The sequence below is a fragment of the Microbulbifer maximicatervae (SeqCode) genome (genome assembly GCF_052468295.1).
In genome coordinates, this window is the sequence record NZ_CP174340.1 from 2,667,771 (window position 1) to 2,681,750 (window position 13,980).

Genomic DNA, 13,980 nt, shown 5'->3' on the forward strand with positions numbered 1-13,980 from the left:
TTAACCGGAGGTATGTGCCCATGAAATCAGCGCCTAACGATAACATTGTGTTCCGCGACATCGACAAGTCAGCCGCCCTGGCGACTACCGTATCCAAGAAGTTAAACAAGCTGGAACGTTATTGTGGCGACATCATACATAGTCGCGTAGTCCTCGAAGCTCCCCATCAACACAAAACTAAAGGCAGACACTTCAAGGCATCACTAGAGCTTGCGATTAGTGGCAATCCCGTGACTATTAGTAGTGAGAACGAATCCATACACCGAGCGGTAAACGACACATTCGCCTCCGCCGAGCGCTGCCTGAAAGAGCGTAGTGAACGCAAGAAAACACGGCGGCACCAAGCCCTACAAGAGGTTGCAGAAGAGCCCAGCTAAAAACTGGGAGTCACAAAAAAGGCGGCAAAATGCCGCCTTTTTCATTATTCACAACTGCAACTTATATCTACAGCGTAACAACAGCACCTAACCTGCAACTGGAGTTCTCATAGTTACAAACTCCTCAGCAGCGGTGGGGTGAATTCCAATCGTTGAATCAAAGGTGCTTTTGGTAGCTCCTGCCTTAAGTGCTACGGCCATCCCCTGAATAATCTCCCCTGCGTCATCGCCAACCATATGCACGCCAATCACCTTGTCGTTGGACGCATCTACAACCAGCTTCATCAATGTCCGCTCTGTATTCCCACTCACAGTGTGACGCATTGGTCTGAATTCCGACTTATAAATAGTGACGTCGAGTCCAGAGTCCCGCGCCTCTTCTTCGGACAACCCCACAGTTCCGATATTCGGTTGACAGAAAACGGCTGTAGGAATGTTGTTATAGTCAATTTCAGCCGTCTCTCCCGTGCGCCAATGCTTAACCAAGGCCATAGCCTCCGCCAAGGCAACAGGAGTAAGCTGAGGCTCACCCGTTACATCTCCCAGTGCATAGATTGACTGCACACTAGTTCTAAAATTATCGTCCACAGAGATTGTGCCATCCTTGTGCAAGACAACACCCTGCTCCTCTAGCCCCAACCCTTCAACATTTGCTACGCGCCCAGTAGCGTAAAGCACCATATCTACATTAATACTGGAGCCATCATCGGCATGAGCGAGCAAGCTGCCATCCTGAAGCTTCTCAATAGAAACAACGTTGTGGTTAAACTTTAGATCGATATTTTTCTTCTGCATCTCATCGCGAACAAAAGTGCGAATATCGCGATCGAATCCTCGCAAGAATAAATCTCTTCGATAAGAGAGGTGCACATTCGCGCCGAGACCAGCAAAGATGCCTGCAAATTCGACGGCAATATAACCCCCACCAACAACCAAAACTCGCTTGGGAAAGTTTTCCATTGAGAAAACTTCATTGGAAGTCAGCGCAAATTCCCGTCCCGGAATATTCGGAATAAATGGCCATCCGCCTGTCGCCACCAAAATACGCTCTGCAGTAATTTCTTTGCCGTTAACAACAACACTGTGAGGACCTTTGATGCTGGCTCTGCCATTTAGGGTTTCCACCCCAGAGTTATCCAGCAAATTGCGATAAATCCCATTGAGTCGAGCAACTTCTTTTGCGTTGTTATCCCGCAGTGTTGGCCAGTCAAACTCAACTCCCGCGCTATTCCAGCCATAGGCTCGAGCATCAGAAAAGCCTGCGGAATAACCACTCGCATAAACAAATAATTTTTTGGGGACACAACCTACATTTACACAGGTCCCCCCCATATAGCGGTCTTCAGCCACAGCGACCTTCATTCCTTGTGCAGCAGCCATCCTACTTGCACGCACGCCACCAGAGCCGGCACCAATAACAAACAGATCAAAATCATACTCAGCCAAAATAAACTCCCACTCAGCTATGCTTCGAATAATTTTTAAACAGCCCGACAATAAGTTTTCTGTGAACAACCATCTCAAGCTGACAATTCTTACTTAATAACCGTTGACACTTGACTTCGCTTTGGATATTCATGTGACTGCTGTCACAGATATCAGCCCGCCAGAGGAAATTGCACAACAAAAAAACCTGAGGCGGATAAAATAACAGTCATTAATAAGAGCAAAACCTATGGGCAATAATATGAAATACCCAAATGCAGTGATGCAGCGCGCCCTATTGCTTACCTCTCTACTGCTCATCAGCAATTTAAGCAGCGCAAAGTCTCATCCATCCTATCTGTCAGAAAAATACTGTGGCGATGTGGTTGAACAATTTGTCGGCTCGGGCATGCGTAGCCTCGACAAGTATATCAACCATAACTTCAACCCCGAATACACCGGGGGAATTCGCAATACAATACAGTTTCTCGAACAGAGGTTGGACTGGCTGAGCGAGTGCGATGATTACTTGACAGACACCACAAAAAGCTCAGTATTTCACAGCAAAGACGACACACAAAAGATCTTCACCGCCATCAGAGAGTTAGCCAAGGAGCTCCAACACGTCCGGTCTGGTGTTGAATATCGGGATGAATCGGGAAATAACAACCCCGCCCCCTTCATACAGCGCCGCTATGAAGCCCTGGCCCAGCTGGTTGATCGACATCACACCCGCATGTTGATGAAAAAACAGTTTCAATAAGTTGCTGACTAAGGGGGCAGATTTTCGCCCCCTTACATCAAATAGTCAGCCCAAGAGATTGACTTACGATCCCAGTAGCTACTCGGTACCCGCCTTCCGAACCTTTACTTCCTTTCGCGAGCTAAGCCCAACCATAGAAAACAACTCGGGCATCCTCTCTTTAAGGCCACCACCAATACGGGCCATAACTGATCTCAGGCGAGGGCGCTGCTTTTCAGTAAAAGGGATTGGCCGACAGCTTTGCATTGTCGCCAAGCCGATACGCGCAACAAACAGACTGGCTCCGACCCCCTGCCCCAAACGCACAGATACTGTGCTCAGCATGCTATCGCCAACAAGTTCCGGCCACATTTCACTGATCGCATACTCACTCGCGCCAGTGTAGGCGACCAAAGACAAAACCCTCTTGAACAAGCGCCATCGCACCACAAGAGACGGCTGCACGCCATAAATCTGCGCCACATCATCAATCATTCGCAGTGACTGCCTCAGGGCAACCAGAATATCGATACTGGCAAAAGGGCTCAGCCCAACCAGTGCACCAGTGCTCGTTGAGTGGCGCACGACTCTCCTTAGAGCTTCTTGGTCAAGGGCGTTTAAGAAGGTAACCTCTAAATGCTCTAACAACTCACTGCTATCGTAATAGTCAGCTGCCTCATCTAGAACTCGATTGAGCAGTACACCTTGGGGCTTACCGGCAAAATGCTCCTGCAAATTGCGCCTGAATACTTGCGCCTCTTGGTGACTGCGGCAGTCTCGGGCCTCGGCAGCCATTGCCTGAGTTTTTTCAAGCTTGTTCAGTGGGCGCCCCGCTCGGAAAAACTCCCACACGGAACTACCAATGATTGCACTGAAGCCCGCCATCAAAACAGCCACAAAAAGCCCCAATCCCCAGTGTTTATCGACCGCCCATTGATAAAGTCCATAAAACTCCCATCCGACCACGACCACCACTATTGCAAGCGCAGAGAGCACTGCTGGCTTTAGCCACTTAAACCGGAAAGTGGGTAGGCGCAACTCGGAGAAAGCAATCCGATCAGGAAGAGACTCTCCAGTGGTTATTGACCTAGGAATCTCCACTGACTCATCCGCAAGCGGTTCCACCCGCGTCGCATCTCTGTGCGGGACCTCCTGTCCAGGCTCATCTAGCGACTCGATACGTGTTTCGCGACGGTACTCAGTATTTTTATCACTGTTAATCAAACCTTATCTCCCAACAGAAGGTTCAAAAGAGCATCCACCCGTATATGTGGAATATGTCCTTCCTGCATTCCCACTGGAGGCCGCAGCTGTGGTGGTGCAGCTCCCGCATAGTGGCTCCACCCCTGCTCTTCATAGGGCGCCTGGGCAAAAATTTCCGCATTCTCAAAACCCAAATACTGCCCTTCGAGGTCATAACCCATCAGCATTCTCCGTCCATTCTTCTGCCCCTCTCTAGAGCAGCGAACCGCGGCAATCGCCTCACTAAATACCGGCAAACCCCGGTGACGGGCATCGGAGAAAGTCTGTTGTAACTGCTGGCCTAGAAGCTGCCTCAAAGCATCGTGGTCGGCAGCAAGTACCTGATCGACTTTAGTCGCAGCAAAAAGGAGTCGATTAACCTTTGGGCGCCATAGCTTGCTTAAAATCCCCGATTCGCCATAGCGGAATGTATCGGCAATATGAGCAAATGCCAGACGCATATCTTCCAGGGACTGTTCACCAGCAAATAGAGTGCCAATCATATCTACCAGTACCAGTTGTCGATCGATATGTCGAAAATGGCTGTCTACAAAGGGTTTTACCTGCGCTTGCACATAGCGTTCGTAACGCGCCTGCAAAACCTTAAAAACACTACTCTCAGACAAAGCAGCTAACTGCCCAGCATCTAAACCACGCAAATCCAGGAGTGGAACTACCCCGTACGCCTCCTCGTCTAGCAGCGCTCTACCAGGCTGTAAATAACTGAGATTCAACTTGGTTCGGCAACTCAGGAGATAAGCTCGGTATTCCCCCCATAATTCGTCCAAATTTACTTCACTGGCATTCGCCTGGGGGGACAGTGCTGCCAGCTGAGCTGTCAACTGGGGGGCCAGCATTGACCGCGCATCTGTAGAAAATAGGTGTGCTTGATGACGACACCACTCTGCGTAATCCATACGCAATAGCGGCAAGTCCATCAACCATTCCCCTGGGTAGTCACGCAACTCCACTACCAACGTCTTCCTACCATTACCCCGAAAACGGCGCCGGCTGCGTAAATGGATGTGTAACTCCATAGCCGAAGCATCTCTAGTGCTCTGTGGCCAACTAGGTGGCTCAGCCATCAGTGCCGACAGGCAGGTCTGATAATCAAACGGCGCCAAGCCCGAGTCCAGCGCTGGCTTCAACTCTGCCCCCAACAGATCGCCATTGAGTGCAGGGGCAAAACCAGGTAATTGAGACTTCTCTGGATTGCAGAGTTGGTATATCAGACTGGTGAGAAACGTGGACTTGCCAGCACCACTGAGCCCAGTGATACCGATACAGATGCGTCGGTCCAACAAGCGCTCGGCGGCCCAGTGGGATTTATCCTGGGCCTCTCGGCTCCAGCGCCGTAGCTTTTCTTTTAAATGTGGGCGAGATTGACTCTCGCGAGACATAGAATCTTGGCAGTCCAGCGACACACACTCTGTCACTTTGGGTTCCATATAAAGCTGACTTCCAGAAATGGGAATAGAGAGGATGATGGAGGCTCAAGAATACCCCCAAAAAGAAATAGGCGCACAGCCTTACTGGCCGAACGCCTTAGATGCAAAGGGGCTCAGGAGCCGCCGCTTAGTCGACCAGCGCTACGTCTCCCGACCCCATCACTGAGAAGGAGTCAGTTCCCGGCCGTTTCAAGACAATATCACCCGATCCCATTATTGAACCGCTAGCATTATCGGCGCGCAAACTGCGGCCAATAAAATCACCTGAACCCATGAGGCGAACGTTCACATCGGCAACTCGCCCGCCAACCAACATATCGCCGGAACCTTGTATCTCCGCAAGTAAACTCTCACCGGTAATAGTACTTATCTTCATGTCGCCAGAGCCAGTCACCGCTACTTCCCCTTTGACAGTCAATGCCTTGTTGAGGAACAAATCACCGGAACCAGTAACATACGCTTTCAAGGATTCTGCGGCGACCTTGTCGATATTGATCATTCCTGAGCCCGTCACCCCCAAAGTTAGGCCTTCACTCTCAACACTTGAAGATCTAGCCTCACCAGAGCCAGTCACCTTAAGAGCCTCAATTTTAGGCATCGTCACGGTGAAGTTAACTTCATCTCCCTGCCCTCGGGATATGGTGACAAATCCAAAAAGGTTCTGGGTGTTTTCCTCAACGGATAACTCCAACCTTTCCCCTTTTACCTCAACTTTGACGTAGGGCATTGTACTGACAGGGCCGACAGCGACAACTTCAAAACTGTCCCCCTGAATCAACTTCAAGTGAGAACTTCCCTTGAGAGACACCTGAGTGAACCCTTCCATATCGAAACGCTTAGTTTCCATTTCTTCTGCCTGGGCATTAGTGCAAAACACAGCGACTGTGGCGAGGACTACTACCAGCGGGGCAAAGAGCGTCTTCTTCAAAATCATCATTAGAGAAATCTCATCGTTATTACAAGTTCATACCTATGTGACTCAGTAAGAGGGGGACTTGGATGCAGTGTCCCACAAATATTTTGGGGACACCATGTGACCAGCCAGTCTAAAAAATCACTCTTAACGTCCTAGCCGCACTCCGCCTCGCTAAAGCCCTGCTCCTTTAAGGATTGTCGAATCTTTTCCGCCTCATGTGCCAACTGCTCAGAAGAAGCAGGCTTTTGCTTGGAGAAGTCAAAGTCTGACAATTCATCTACAGGTATCAGGTGGATATGGGTATGTGGCACTTCAATCCCAGCGATCATCACGCCCACTCGCTTCGGTGAGTAAGTTGCTTTCAGCCCTTTCGCCACCTTTTGCGCAACCAGCATTAGATGACTCGCCAGCTCCTCCGGAACATCATCCCAATGATTAATTTCCTCAACAGGGATGACCAAACAATGACCAGCCTTAATGGGTGAAATGGTCAAAATAGCTACGACCTTTTCATCTCTCCAAATAAAATTGCCAGGTAAATCGCCATTAATAATCTGAGTAAAAATACTTGCCATAAATTATCTCAAAAGGTTGAAATTTATTATTTGGTGCAAGCGTGCAGTCTAACACCAAGAAAAAAAATAAAGTGTAAAGGCTTAGAAAATACTTGCGCAAACATAGATTTTCTTCTTTGGCGAAATAAACCCCCAATATGTGACAACCTGTCGAACAGAATGACAATTTTCTTAAACCAAGTTGGCATACCGAAAGAATATGTCTTAGGCTCGTCACCAATTAATGTTGTACCGCCATTGAGCCAATGCACATTGTGCTTCTCGTTAACAAAATACTTTTTCGGCTCTGCGGATAAACTTTAAATCAGTGCCAACTGCTCACCGGGGGGAGAGATATGGAAAGCCTGTTGGATCAGGTCGGTGGTGCTAAATTTGTCAACCGTACAGTCAGTGAATTTTACGGTGCTCTCAGCCACCACCTTTCAGCCTACGAAACTTGTGATTTCCGCAAACAATTAAGTCGTCAAGCTCAGTTTTTGAGCCATGCGTTGTCATCTACACCGGAACCAGACCGGAGTAGTCGCGCCCGCTTTTTAGCCAGGGGGTTAAACCCAGAGCTATTCGATTCAATGCTGGAGTATTTCGAGGGTCGCCTAATGGAGTTGGGCTATCGCCCTGACTTCAGCACACAACTGGTTGCGATCGTAACCAATCTCTATGGCGGTTGTGAGCAGGACCTGTCAATCGCTTGCTAATCTTTATCAGCGGCGCGCACGCACAAGTTGCGGCGCGCCCGCCCTGTCAATACAATTGCGCTTCACAGCCTTTACCCCCCGTTTTATTGCGCAGCGGTAAGCGCTCATTCACATACTCTTTTATATCAGAGATTATTCATGAAGATTGCCAACCACACAGTTGTGGAGATCCACTACACCCTGAAAGATGCTGACGGAACAGTCATTGACTCCTCAGCCAATGGAGAGCCGCTCAAATATCTGCAAGGGGTTGGTAATATCATTCCTGGGCTTGAGCGCGAGATGCTGGAAAAGGCACCTGGTGATAAATTTACTGCGGTAATCGCACCAGAAGACGGTTACGGCGAGCAAAACCCGGAGCTGATCCAAACCATGCCGCGCAGTGCCTTTGGTGGGGTTGAAGAGTTATCTGTAGGCATGGCATTCCGTGCAGAGAGTACCGAAGGTCACCCGATTGAAGTGGAAATTATCGACATCGACGGCGACGAAGTCACTATCAATGGCAACCACCCCCTCGCCGGTGTTGAGCTGCACTTCGAAATTGAAGTTGTTTCTGTACGCGAAGCGACTGCCGAAGAAGTTGATCACGGTCACGTGCACTGATCCCATGATATGAAACGCCGCCAGCCGCGCGGCGTTCCCCCCTTCCCCAATGTCATTGCCAAACAACATCATCCTGTTTGATAGCATCTGCAACCTGTGCAATAGCTGGAGTCAACTAATACTCAAGCGCGACAGAGAGCAGCGCTTTACCCTGTGCCGAGTGCAGTCCAATGCAGGCCAGCACTTCCTTAAACAGCTGAACCTGCCGCTGGACACTTACCAGACCATGATTTTGCTGGAACGACATGGTGGCACTTACCAATCCTTTTACAAAAGTGAAGCGGCACTGAGAATTGCCAGCCGCCTACCACAACCCTGGCGTTTATTGGCCATTTTGCGCTACATTCCCCGCCCGGCAAGGGATTGGCTCTACGACTTGGTTGCTCGAAACCGCTATCGCTGGTTTGGTCAACGGGAAAGTTGCCTATTGCCGTGTGACGCTGACAAACAGCGGTTTTTGGAAGATGTACCTGAAGAGACCCCAGATGAGCTTGTCTGACCAGTATTTACAGCGATTTGGCGGCATTGCTCGCCTGTATGGCGATAAGGCCCTCGAAATTTTATCCTCTGCTCACATATTGGTTATCGGTATTGGTGGCGTAGGGAGCTGGACTGCAGAGGCCCTGGCGCGAAGCGGCATTGGTCGGTTGACGCTAATTGACTTGGATGACGTCTGCATCACCAATACCAATCGTCAGAGCCACGCACTCGCCGATACCGTAGGCCATATCAAGGTCGAGGTGATGGCAAAGCGCCTCCGGCAGATTAATCCCGAGATTACGGTTCACACGGAAGAGGACTTTATCGCTAATGACAATTTCTCAGAACTGATCAACCCCGATATACACCCTATCGATGTAGTGATTGATGCAATAGATTCCGCCCGGGTAAAAGCCGCCCTGATCGCTTACTGTAAAGCCCGAAAAATACGCTTGATAACGGTTGGTTCCGCAGGAGGCAAGCGCTCCCCCGATCGCATTGAATGCGCCGATCTCGGCCGTACAATTAATGATCCGATGCTGGCAAAAGTCCGCCAACATCTATACCGCTTTCACAACTTCCAGAAGAGCCGCAAGCGCCAGTTTGGCATCGATGCGATCTTTTCCACTGAAGCAATGGTATACCCGCAGCCAGATGGGCAAGTATGCCAACAGAAGAGCGCTATGCAGGACGGTGTTAAATTAGACTGCAGTGGCGGCTTTGGTGCGGCAACTATGATTACCGGCACCTTTGGGTTTTTGGCCGCCAACCGGGCCATCGAGCGACTCCTCCAGGCAAAAAACTAAGCCGGGGTTAATTGAGCCCTCAGCTGATCGCGGTAGCGCCTGCTCACCGGGATCAGCTGGCCACCAACCAAGTGAATACGCGCATCACCGCTCTCCAGGGGTTCAATCTCCGCAATAGAGTCCAAGCGCACAATATAGGAGCGGTGAATACGAGCGAATGATCCTGGATCCAAACGCTCCAGTAACTTGGTCATAGTCTCTCGCAGGGGGTAAATTCTATCGCCCAAGTGCAGATTGACATAGTTGCCAGCAGCTTCCACCCATTCGATATCCTGCACATTAACCAGAAATTCTTTTCCCAGCTTTTTCACCAGAAGACGCTCCGGCCTTTCTACTGGCTCAGCAGCATCTCCCTCATCTGGCTCTTCTAGTAAGCGTGCCTCACCCTGTAAACGCACCAACAAAAAGCGGTACAAATAAACAGAGCTTAAAAGAGCGGCATAGGTTTGAATATCTTTGAGATATTCATAGAAAAATTCTATAGGCCAGTTACCAAAGTTATAGGAACCATCATTGAGGTGGTAAATGACCGTCCTCATAAACACCATGCCGGAAACGTGGATCAAGGACCAAGGCAAAGTGAACAATAAATGTATGGCCAAGTTCTGCCGAACTCTCCCCTTGCGCAGGGGAAAATAATGATCAAGAAGCAATATCAGCGGAAATAAGATTGCGATCATTAGGATACTGGTTCCCTCCCACACCAGAAATTCCCATGGCTGAAAAATAGAACCCCAGCGGCGGTGATCAAAGTATGCCAAAGCGAACTGAACAAGCCACTGGCCGACAAAAAACAACACCCAGAACCCCACCTCAAACTGTCGCCGGTGCGTCAAATACTGCTGAACCGTCATTGCTCCTGAACCAGTATAAAAATTCATCGGCAGTCTACCCCCGATTCACCCCCAAAAACCACCACTGGCCCCTAATACCGCACAAACCGGCACTTTAGGATAGCTAATGGCAATTACTAACGGGAGCATAGCGAGCGACTAAAACAGCCTTGAACGACGAAACCTATGCATTCAATAACACAGAGACGCCACGATATTGACGCCCTTCGTGTACTAGCCTTTGGCCTACTTATTCTCTACCACCTGGGAATGGCCTATGTCGCGGAATGGGGGTGGCATGTAAAAAGCAGCTACCAAAGCGAGCCACTACAACTGGTAATGCTAGCGGTTAACCAGTGGCGGATGCCGTTGTTGTTCCTGATTTCAGGTGCAGCCAGCTATTTTCTCTTCCACAAGCTGGGCACTGGGGATTACTTACTGAGAAGAATGAAACAGCTATTGATTCCGCTGGCATTTGGAATGCTGGTGGTGGTTCCACCCCAGGCCTACTATGAAGCGCTAAGCAACGGCATTATTGAGCCTGGATACTTATCATTCCTGCTGAAGTACTTCTTGTTCAGCCCCTGGCCAGAGAATGCCTTTGCTGGGAGTGGGAGTGAGTTTGGCCTGACCTGGAACCATCTGTGGTATCTACCCTATCTGGCATGCTACACCCTGGCCCTTATTCCTCTAGCCCTGTGGTTTAAACACCAACGGTGGCTGGGCCGATTCATGGAGAATATTAAATCTTGGCAACTGCTAATTCTGCCGCTTGTACCCATGATGGTATACGGCCTGGTCCTATTTCCGCGCTTTGGTGGGATAAACTATGCCGTCGTCGACGACTGGTACACCCATGCCAGATTTTTTACTTATTTCTTCTGCGGCTACTTGCTGGTCAGCAGTAACGCCCCCTGGGAAATACTGGCAAGATTGCGCAGTCGCTTGGTTATTGCAGCGCCCCTCACTTTCGCCCTATATCTATTATTTGATCGAGTACTACCTGATAGCAGTATGCCCGCCCAAAAAATACTGCTTTTTATTGTTATCTATACAAATCGATGGGTATGGCTCCTGGCTGTTTTAGCCTGCGCTTATCAATTTCTCAATAAGCAATTCCGCTGGTTACCCTATGCCACTGAAGCGGTTTATCCCTGGTATATCCTCCATCAAACCATTACCGTAATCGCTGTGTATCAATTAGGGCAACTCGCCCTGGGGCCCATCCTGGAGCCCTTACTAGTATTATTAATCACTATTTTTGGCTGCTGGGCTTCATATGAATTTATCATCCGAAGAAATCCAGTTTTGCGGCCGCTGTTTGGTTTAAAGCCTATTTCCAATATCGGGCCTATTGAGGTGGAGGCCCCCATACCCCGCTCCAGTTAAGTTAATGGGAGGTCTGCTCCACCAGATTCAAAGCACGTTGCAGCAATGCGTAAAAACCATTGCTGCGCGATTCACTTAAGTGCTTACCGAGTCCTAGCTCAGCAAATAACAGAGAAAGATCTCTCTCTCGAATCTCAGTAGCCGTGCGGCCATCAATTTGTGAAAGTAATAACGCACCCAGGCCTTTTACAACCCGGCTGTCGCTTTCCAATCCAAAATAGTGCCTACCACCCTCTGTCCGGTGCGCTAACCAAGCTGCAGACTCACAACCCCGCACCAGGTTTTCTTCGGTACGTATCTCGGGCTTTCGGGCAATAGTTTTACTCCACAGCATTAATTCTCTATAACGTCCCTGCCAGTTGCGCTGGGAAACCAAACTCTCTAGCAATAACGAGGAAAAATCATCCCTGGCCCATTCATCACTCTGAATACTATCCCCCTGTTCAATTGACTTCTGGATCTCACAGTACTCTTTCAGGGCCTGCAAAAAAGCCTGAATATCACTATCAGTATTGTAGGCTGCGACTGATGCTCGGACCGTCACCAAATCACCGCTCTCTTTACCTAACAATTGTGCACAGTGATGGCCTACTCTCACTGCAATATCGCGCTCGTCCAGCCAGTGCATCAAATCGGCAGCGCTACCATGAATAGGCACAAAAGAGACAATACCCAGATTGTGGCGCACTTGGCTGATAACCCTAAAATTGGGGGACGCTATCAGTTCGCGATGTATCCATCGCACCAATTTCTGCTCATGCGCCGCTATTGCGACCCTATCTTGCTGCTCAAGAAATTCCAGTGCCGCTCCAAGACCCGCTATTGCCGCCAGCGGAGAAGTGCCTGCCTCAAATTTGTGCGGCAAGCCTGCATAATGACTCGTTTCAAGTTCAACGTCGGAGATCATTTCTCCACCACCCAGCCATGGTGGCATAGATTCCAAAAGTGTTTCCCTACCGTATAAGAAACCAATTCCTGACGGGCCGTAAAACTTATGTGCGGAGGAAACAAAAAAATCACAGCCAATTTTCTGCACATCAATCACTTCATGGGCTGCCAACTGGGCGCCATCAACAATCCACATCAAGTGCTTTCTGCGCAGCAATTGCCTCACTGCAGCCAGGTCCGGACGCAATCCGAGTGCGTTGGAACCGCCGGTCAGGGATACAATTCTTGTGCGCTCATTCAGCACTTCTCCCAGGCGATCAAATTCCGGGACACCCGCTACATGGGGTACATAGCGTAAACTCAAATTGAATCGCTTGGCCGCCATCTGCCAAGGGATAATATTTGCATGATGCTCCGCTGTTGAGATGACAATTTCATCCCCAGCCTGCAACTCACTGCACAGGCTGTGCGCCAACAAATTCAGTGCCTCAGTAGCACCGCGACAAAATACAATTTCCCTTGTGCTGGCAGCATTAACAAATTGTGCCGCTTGGCGACGCACTCGCTCCACCATCTCTGTAGCCTTACGGGCTAGACGGTGACTGGAGCGGTGCGTATTGGCATTGCTGTGCACATAGTAATCGCGTACAGCATTAATCACTGTCTCTGGTTTCTGCGTCGTTGCAGCATTATCCAGGTATACCAACTCCTTATTCTCCTCTTGAGCAAAGAGGGGAAATGACTGCCTGAATGATTCAGCGGAAAAACTCATAGGGAAAATAACTTCTCAGTATTTCGACAGGTAGCATTGGCGATTTCCCGCACGGAAACTCCCCGTAAATCAGCCAGTGCTTGTGCAATTTTAGAAAGGTTTTCAGGGCTATTACGCATACCCTGCTGACCTGAAAGAGGCATATCCGGGGCGTCCGACTCAAGCAGCAAACTCTCCAGCGGCGCACGTGACACAGCCCGTCGGGTTTTCGCTGCCCGTGGGTAAGTAATTGTTCCACCGATACCCAGATAGAAGCCGCGCTTCCAGTACTCTTGCGCCATTTGCTCACTTCCACTGAAAGCGTGGATCACACCTCCCCGCGGGAGCTTGAATTGCTTTAACAGCCTCAGGAGTTCATTGTGGGCCCGGTGAACATGCAGAATAATCGGCAGTTCATGGTTACTAGCAATCTCCAAATGAAGCTTGAGAATATCTTCCTGCTTATTCAAGTCAGTGCCGATAGAGGCATCCAAGCCACACTCTCCAACAGCGACACATGAGTATTTCTCAAGGCTCTCACTAAGCCGTACTCCCAACTCCATCAGGTTTTCCCGCCAACGGGAATCTTGCGGGATTTTCTTCACCCACCAAGGGTGAACACCAGCAGCCATCATCCAACCGGGCTGTTCCGATACCAGAGCGCCCAACGACTGCCACTGAGCCTCGCAAACACCGGGGATAATGACCCTATCTATTCCGGCATTGAGACATCTTTGCCACACCTGATCCCGGTCCAGTGAAAAAGCCTCAAAATCAAAGTGGCAATGGCTGTCTATAAATTTCACTTGT

At 49.6% G+C, this 13,980-nt stretch carries 15 protein-coding genes; 7 read left to right on the top strand and 8 right to left on the bottom strand.

The genetic code is table 11. From position 1 onward, the window contains the following. The first annotated feature begins 20 nt into the window (after positions 1–20). On the top strand, positions 21–377 hold the full coding sequence (locus ACJJIQ_RS12090) for an HPF/RaiA family ribosome-associated protein (RefSeq protein ID WP_444916682.1): 357 nt from the start codon (positions 21–23) through the stop codon (positions 375–377). Positions 378–464: 87 nt separating this feature from the next. Here the strand turns inward: ACJJIQ_RS12090 and gorA are convergent, their stop codons facing one another. Continuing rightward, a complete protein-coding gene (gene gorA / locus ACJJIQ_RS12095; protein ID WP_413665164.1) occupies positions 465–1,823 on the bottom strand; it encodes a glutathione-disulfide reductase in 1,359 nt (452 codons plus the stop codon). Between the two features lie 241 nt (positions 1,824–2,064). On the opposite strand from gorA, the gene ACJJIQ_RS12100 reads away from it, so the two are divergent. After that, the gene (locus ACJJIQ_RS12100; protein WP_413665163.1) at positions 2,065–2,565 is read left to right on the top strand and encodes a hypothetical protein; all 501 of its coding nucleotides are present in this window, start codon (positions 2,065–2,067) and stop codon (positions 2,563–2,565) included. Positions 2,566–2,643: 78 nt separating this feature from the next. Here ACJJIQ_RS12100 and ACJJIQ_RS12105 read toward each other — a convergent pair whose 3' ends face one another. The 4 genes from ACJJIQ_RS12105 to ACJJIQ_RS12120 form a co-directional block, all read right to left on the bottom strand. Further along, a complete protein-coding gene (locus ACJJIQ_RS12105; RefSeq protein ID WP_445364730.1) occupies positions 2,644–3,768 on the bottom strand; it encodes a TIGR01620 family protein in 1,125 nt (374 codons plus the stop codon). Further along, on the bottom strand, positions 3,765–5,186 hold the full coding sequence (locus ACJJIQ_RS12110; protein WP_445364731.1) for a YcjX family protein: 1,422 nt from the start codon (positions 5,184–5,186) through the stop codon (positions 3,765–3,767). Before ACJJIQ_RS12110 ends, ACJJIQ_RS12105 begins: the two co-directional genes overlap by 4 nt. A gap of 175 nt (positions 5,187–5,361) precedes the next feature. Beyond that, positions 5,362–6,171 (bottom strand): GIN domain-containing protein, encoded by an 810-nt coding sequence (locus ACJJIQ_RS12115; RefSeq protein WP_445358674.1) that lies wholly within the window; start codon positions 6,169–6,171, stop codon positions 5,362–5,364. Between the two features lie 131 nt (positions 6,172–6,302). Continuing rightward, positions 6,303–6,725 carry an HIT family protein gene (locus ACJJIQ_RS12120; RefSeq protein ID WP_445364732.1) on the bottom strand — a complete coding sequence of 141 codons (423 nt, stop codon included), beginning with the start codon at positions 6,723–6,725 and terminating at the stop codon, positions 6,303–6,305. 335 nt (positions 6,726–7,060) lie between these two features. Between ACJJIQ_RS12120 and ACJJIQ_RS12125 the strand changes: the two genes are divergently transcribed. The 4 genes from ACJJIQ_RS12125 (at position 7,061) to tcdA (ending at position 9,309) form a co-directional block, all read left to right on the top strand. Then, entirely contained in the window at positions 7,061–7,420 is a 360-nt protein-coding gene (locus ACJJIQ_RS12125) for a hypothetical protein (protein ID WP_444957263.1), read from the top strand. 138 nt (positions 7,421–7,558) lie between these two features. Beyond that, a complete protein-coding gene (locus ACJJIQ_RS12130; protein ID WP_413665157.1) occupies positions 7,559–8,023 on the top strand; it encodes an FKBP-type peptidyl-prolyl cis-trans isomerase in 465 nt (154 codons plus the stop codon). 49 nt (positions 8,024–8,072) lie between these two features. Further along, a complete protein-coding gene (locus ACJJIQ_RS12135) occupies positions 8,073–8,522 on the top strand; it encodes a thiol-disulfide oxidoreductase DCC family protein (RefSeq protein ID WP_444894339.1) in 450 nt (149 codons plus the stop codon). After that, the gene (tcdA, locus tag ACJJIQ_RS12140) at positions 8,509–9,309 is read left to right on the top strand and encodes a tRNA cyclic N6-threonylcarbamoyladenosine(37) synthase TcdA (RefSeq protein ID WP_445364733.1); all 801 of its coding nucleotides are present in this window, start codon (positions 8,509–8,511) and stop codon (positions 9,307–9,309) included. Before ACJJIQ_RS12135 ends, tcdA begins: the two co-directional genes overlap by 14 nt. On the opposite strand, the gene ACJJIQ_RS12145 is transcribed toward tcdA, so the two are convergent. Beyond that, positions 9,306–10,190: a LytR/AlgR family response regulator transcription factor gene (locus ACJJIQ_RS12145; protein WP_445359952.1), complete on the bottom strand. Its 885-nt coding sequence runs from the start codon at positions 10,188–10,190 to the stop codon at positions 9,306–9,308. The genes tcdA and ACJJIQ_RS12145 overlap by 4 nt on opposite strands. A gap of 138 nt (positions 10,191–10,328) precedes the next feature. Here ACJJIQ_RS12145 and ACJJIQ_RS12150 point away from each other — a divergent pair, with 138 nt between their 5' ends. After that, the gene (locus tag ACJJIQ_RS12150; RefSeq protein WP_445364734.1) at positions 10,329–11,531 is read left to right on the top strand and encodes an acyltransferase family protein; all 1,203 of its coding nucleotides are present in this window, start codon (positions 10,329–10,331) and stop codon (positions 11,529–11,531) included. Between the two features lies 1 nt (position 11,532). On the opposite strand, the gene ACJJIQ_RS12155 is transcribed toward ACJJIQ_RS12150, so the two are convergent. Beyond that, complete coding sequence (locus tag ACJJIQ_RS12155) at positions 11,533–13,191, bottom strand: aminotransferase class V-fold PLP-dependent enzyme (RefSeq protein WP_444916086.1); 1,659 nt, start codon at positions 13,189–13,191, stop codon at positions 11,533–11,535. After that, on the bottom strand, positions 13,188–13,976 hold the full coding sequence (locus ACJJIQ_RS12160) for a TatD family hydrolase (RefSeq protein ID WP_445364735.1): 789 nt from the start codon (positions 13,974–13,976) through the stop codon (positions 13,188–13,190). The genes ACJJIQ_RS12155 and ACJJIQ_RS12160 overlap by 4 nt, the downstream gene beginning before the upstream one ends. Positions 13,977–13,980: the final 4 nt, after the last annotated feature.

What these genes read in the sequence shown, in the direction of transcription:
- ACJJIQ_RS12090 (WP_444916682.1), top strand. Translation starts at nt 21, where the DNA reads ATGAAATCAGCGCCTAACGATAACATTGTGTTCCGCGACATCGACAAG.
- ACJJIQ_RS12100 (WP_413665163.1), top strand. Translation starts at nt 2,065, where the DNA reads ATGAAATACCCAAATGCAGTGATGCAGCGCGCCCTATTGCTTACCTCT.
- ACJJIQ_RS12110 (WP_445364731.1), bottom strand. Translation starts at nt 5,186, where the DNA reads ATGTCTCGCGAGAGTCAATCTCGCCCACATTTAAAAGAAAAGCTACGG.
- ACJJIQ_RS12115 (WP_445358674.1), bottom strand. Translation starts at nt 6,171, where the DNA reads ATGATGATTTTGAAGAAGACGCTCTTTGCCCCGCTGGTAGTAGTCCTC.
- ACJJIQ_RS12120 (WP_445364732.1), bottom strand. Translation starts at nt 6,725, where the DNA reads ATGGCAAGTATTTTTACTCAGATTATTAATGGCGATTTACCTGGCAAT.
- ACJJIQ_RS12125 (WP_444957263.1), top strand. Translation starts at nt 7,061, where the DNA reads ATGGAAAGCCTGTTGGATCAGGTCGGTGGTGCTAAATTTGTCAACCGT.
- ACJJIQ_RS12130 (WP_413665157.1), top strand. Translation starts at nt 7,559, where the DNA reads ATGAAGATTGCCAACCACACAGTTGTGGAGATCCACTACACCCTGAAA.
- ACJJIQ_RS12135 (WP_444894339.1), top strand. Translation starts at nt 8,073, where the DNA reads ATGTCATTGCCAAACAACATCATCCTGTTTGATAGCATCTGCAACCTG.
- tcdA (WP_445364733.1), top strand. Translation starts at nt 8,509, where the DNA reads ATGAGCTTGTCTGACCAGTATTTACAGCGATTTGGCGGCATTGCTCGC.
- ACJJIQ_RS12145 (WP_445359952.1), bottom strand. Translation starts at nt 10,190, where the DNA reads ATGAATTTTTATACTGGTTCAGGAGCAATGACGGTTCAGCAGTATTTG.
- ACJJIQ_RS12150 (WP_445364734.1), top strand. Translation starts at nt 10,329, where the DNA reads ATGCATTCAATAACACAGAGACGCCACGATATTGACGCCCTTCGTGTA.
- ACJJIQ_RS12155 (WP_444916086.1), bottom strand. Translation starts at nt 13,191, where the DNA reads ATGAGTTTTTCCGCTGAATCATTCAGGCAGTCATTTCCCCTCTTTGCT.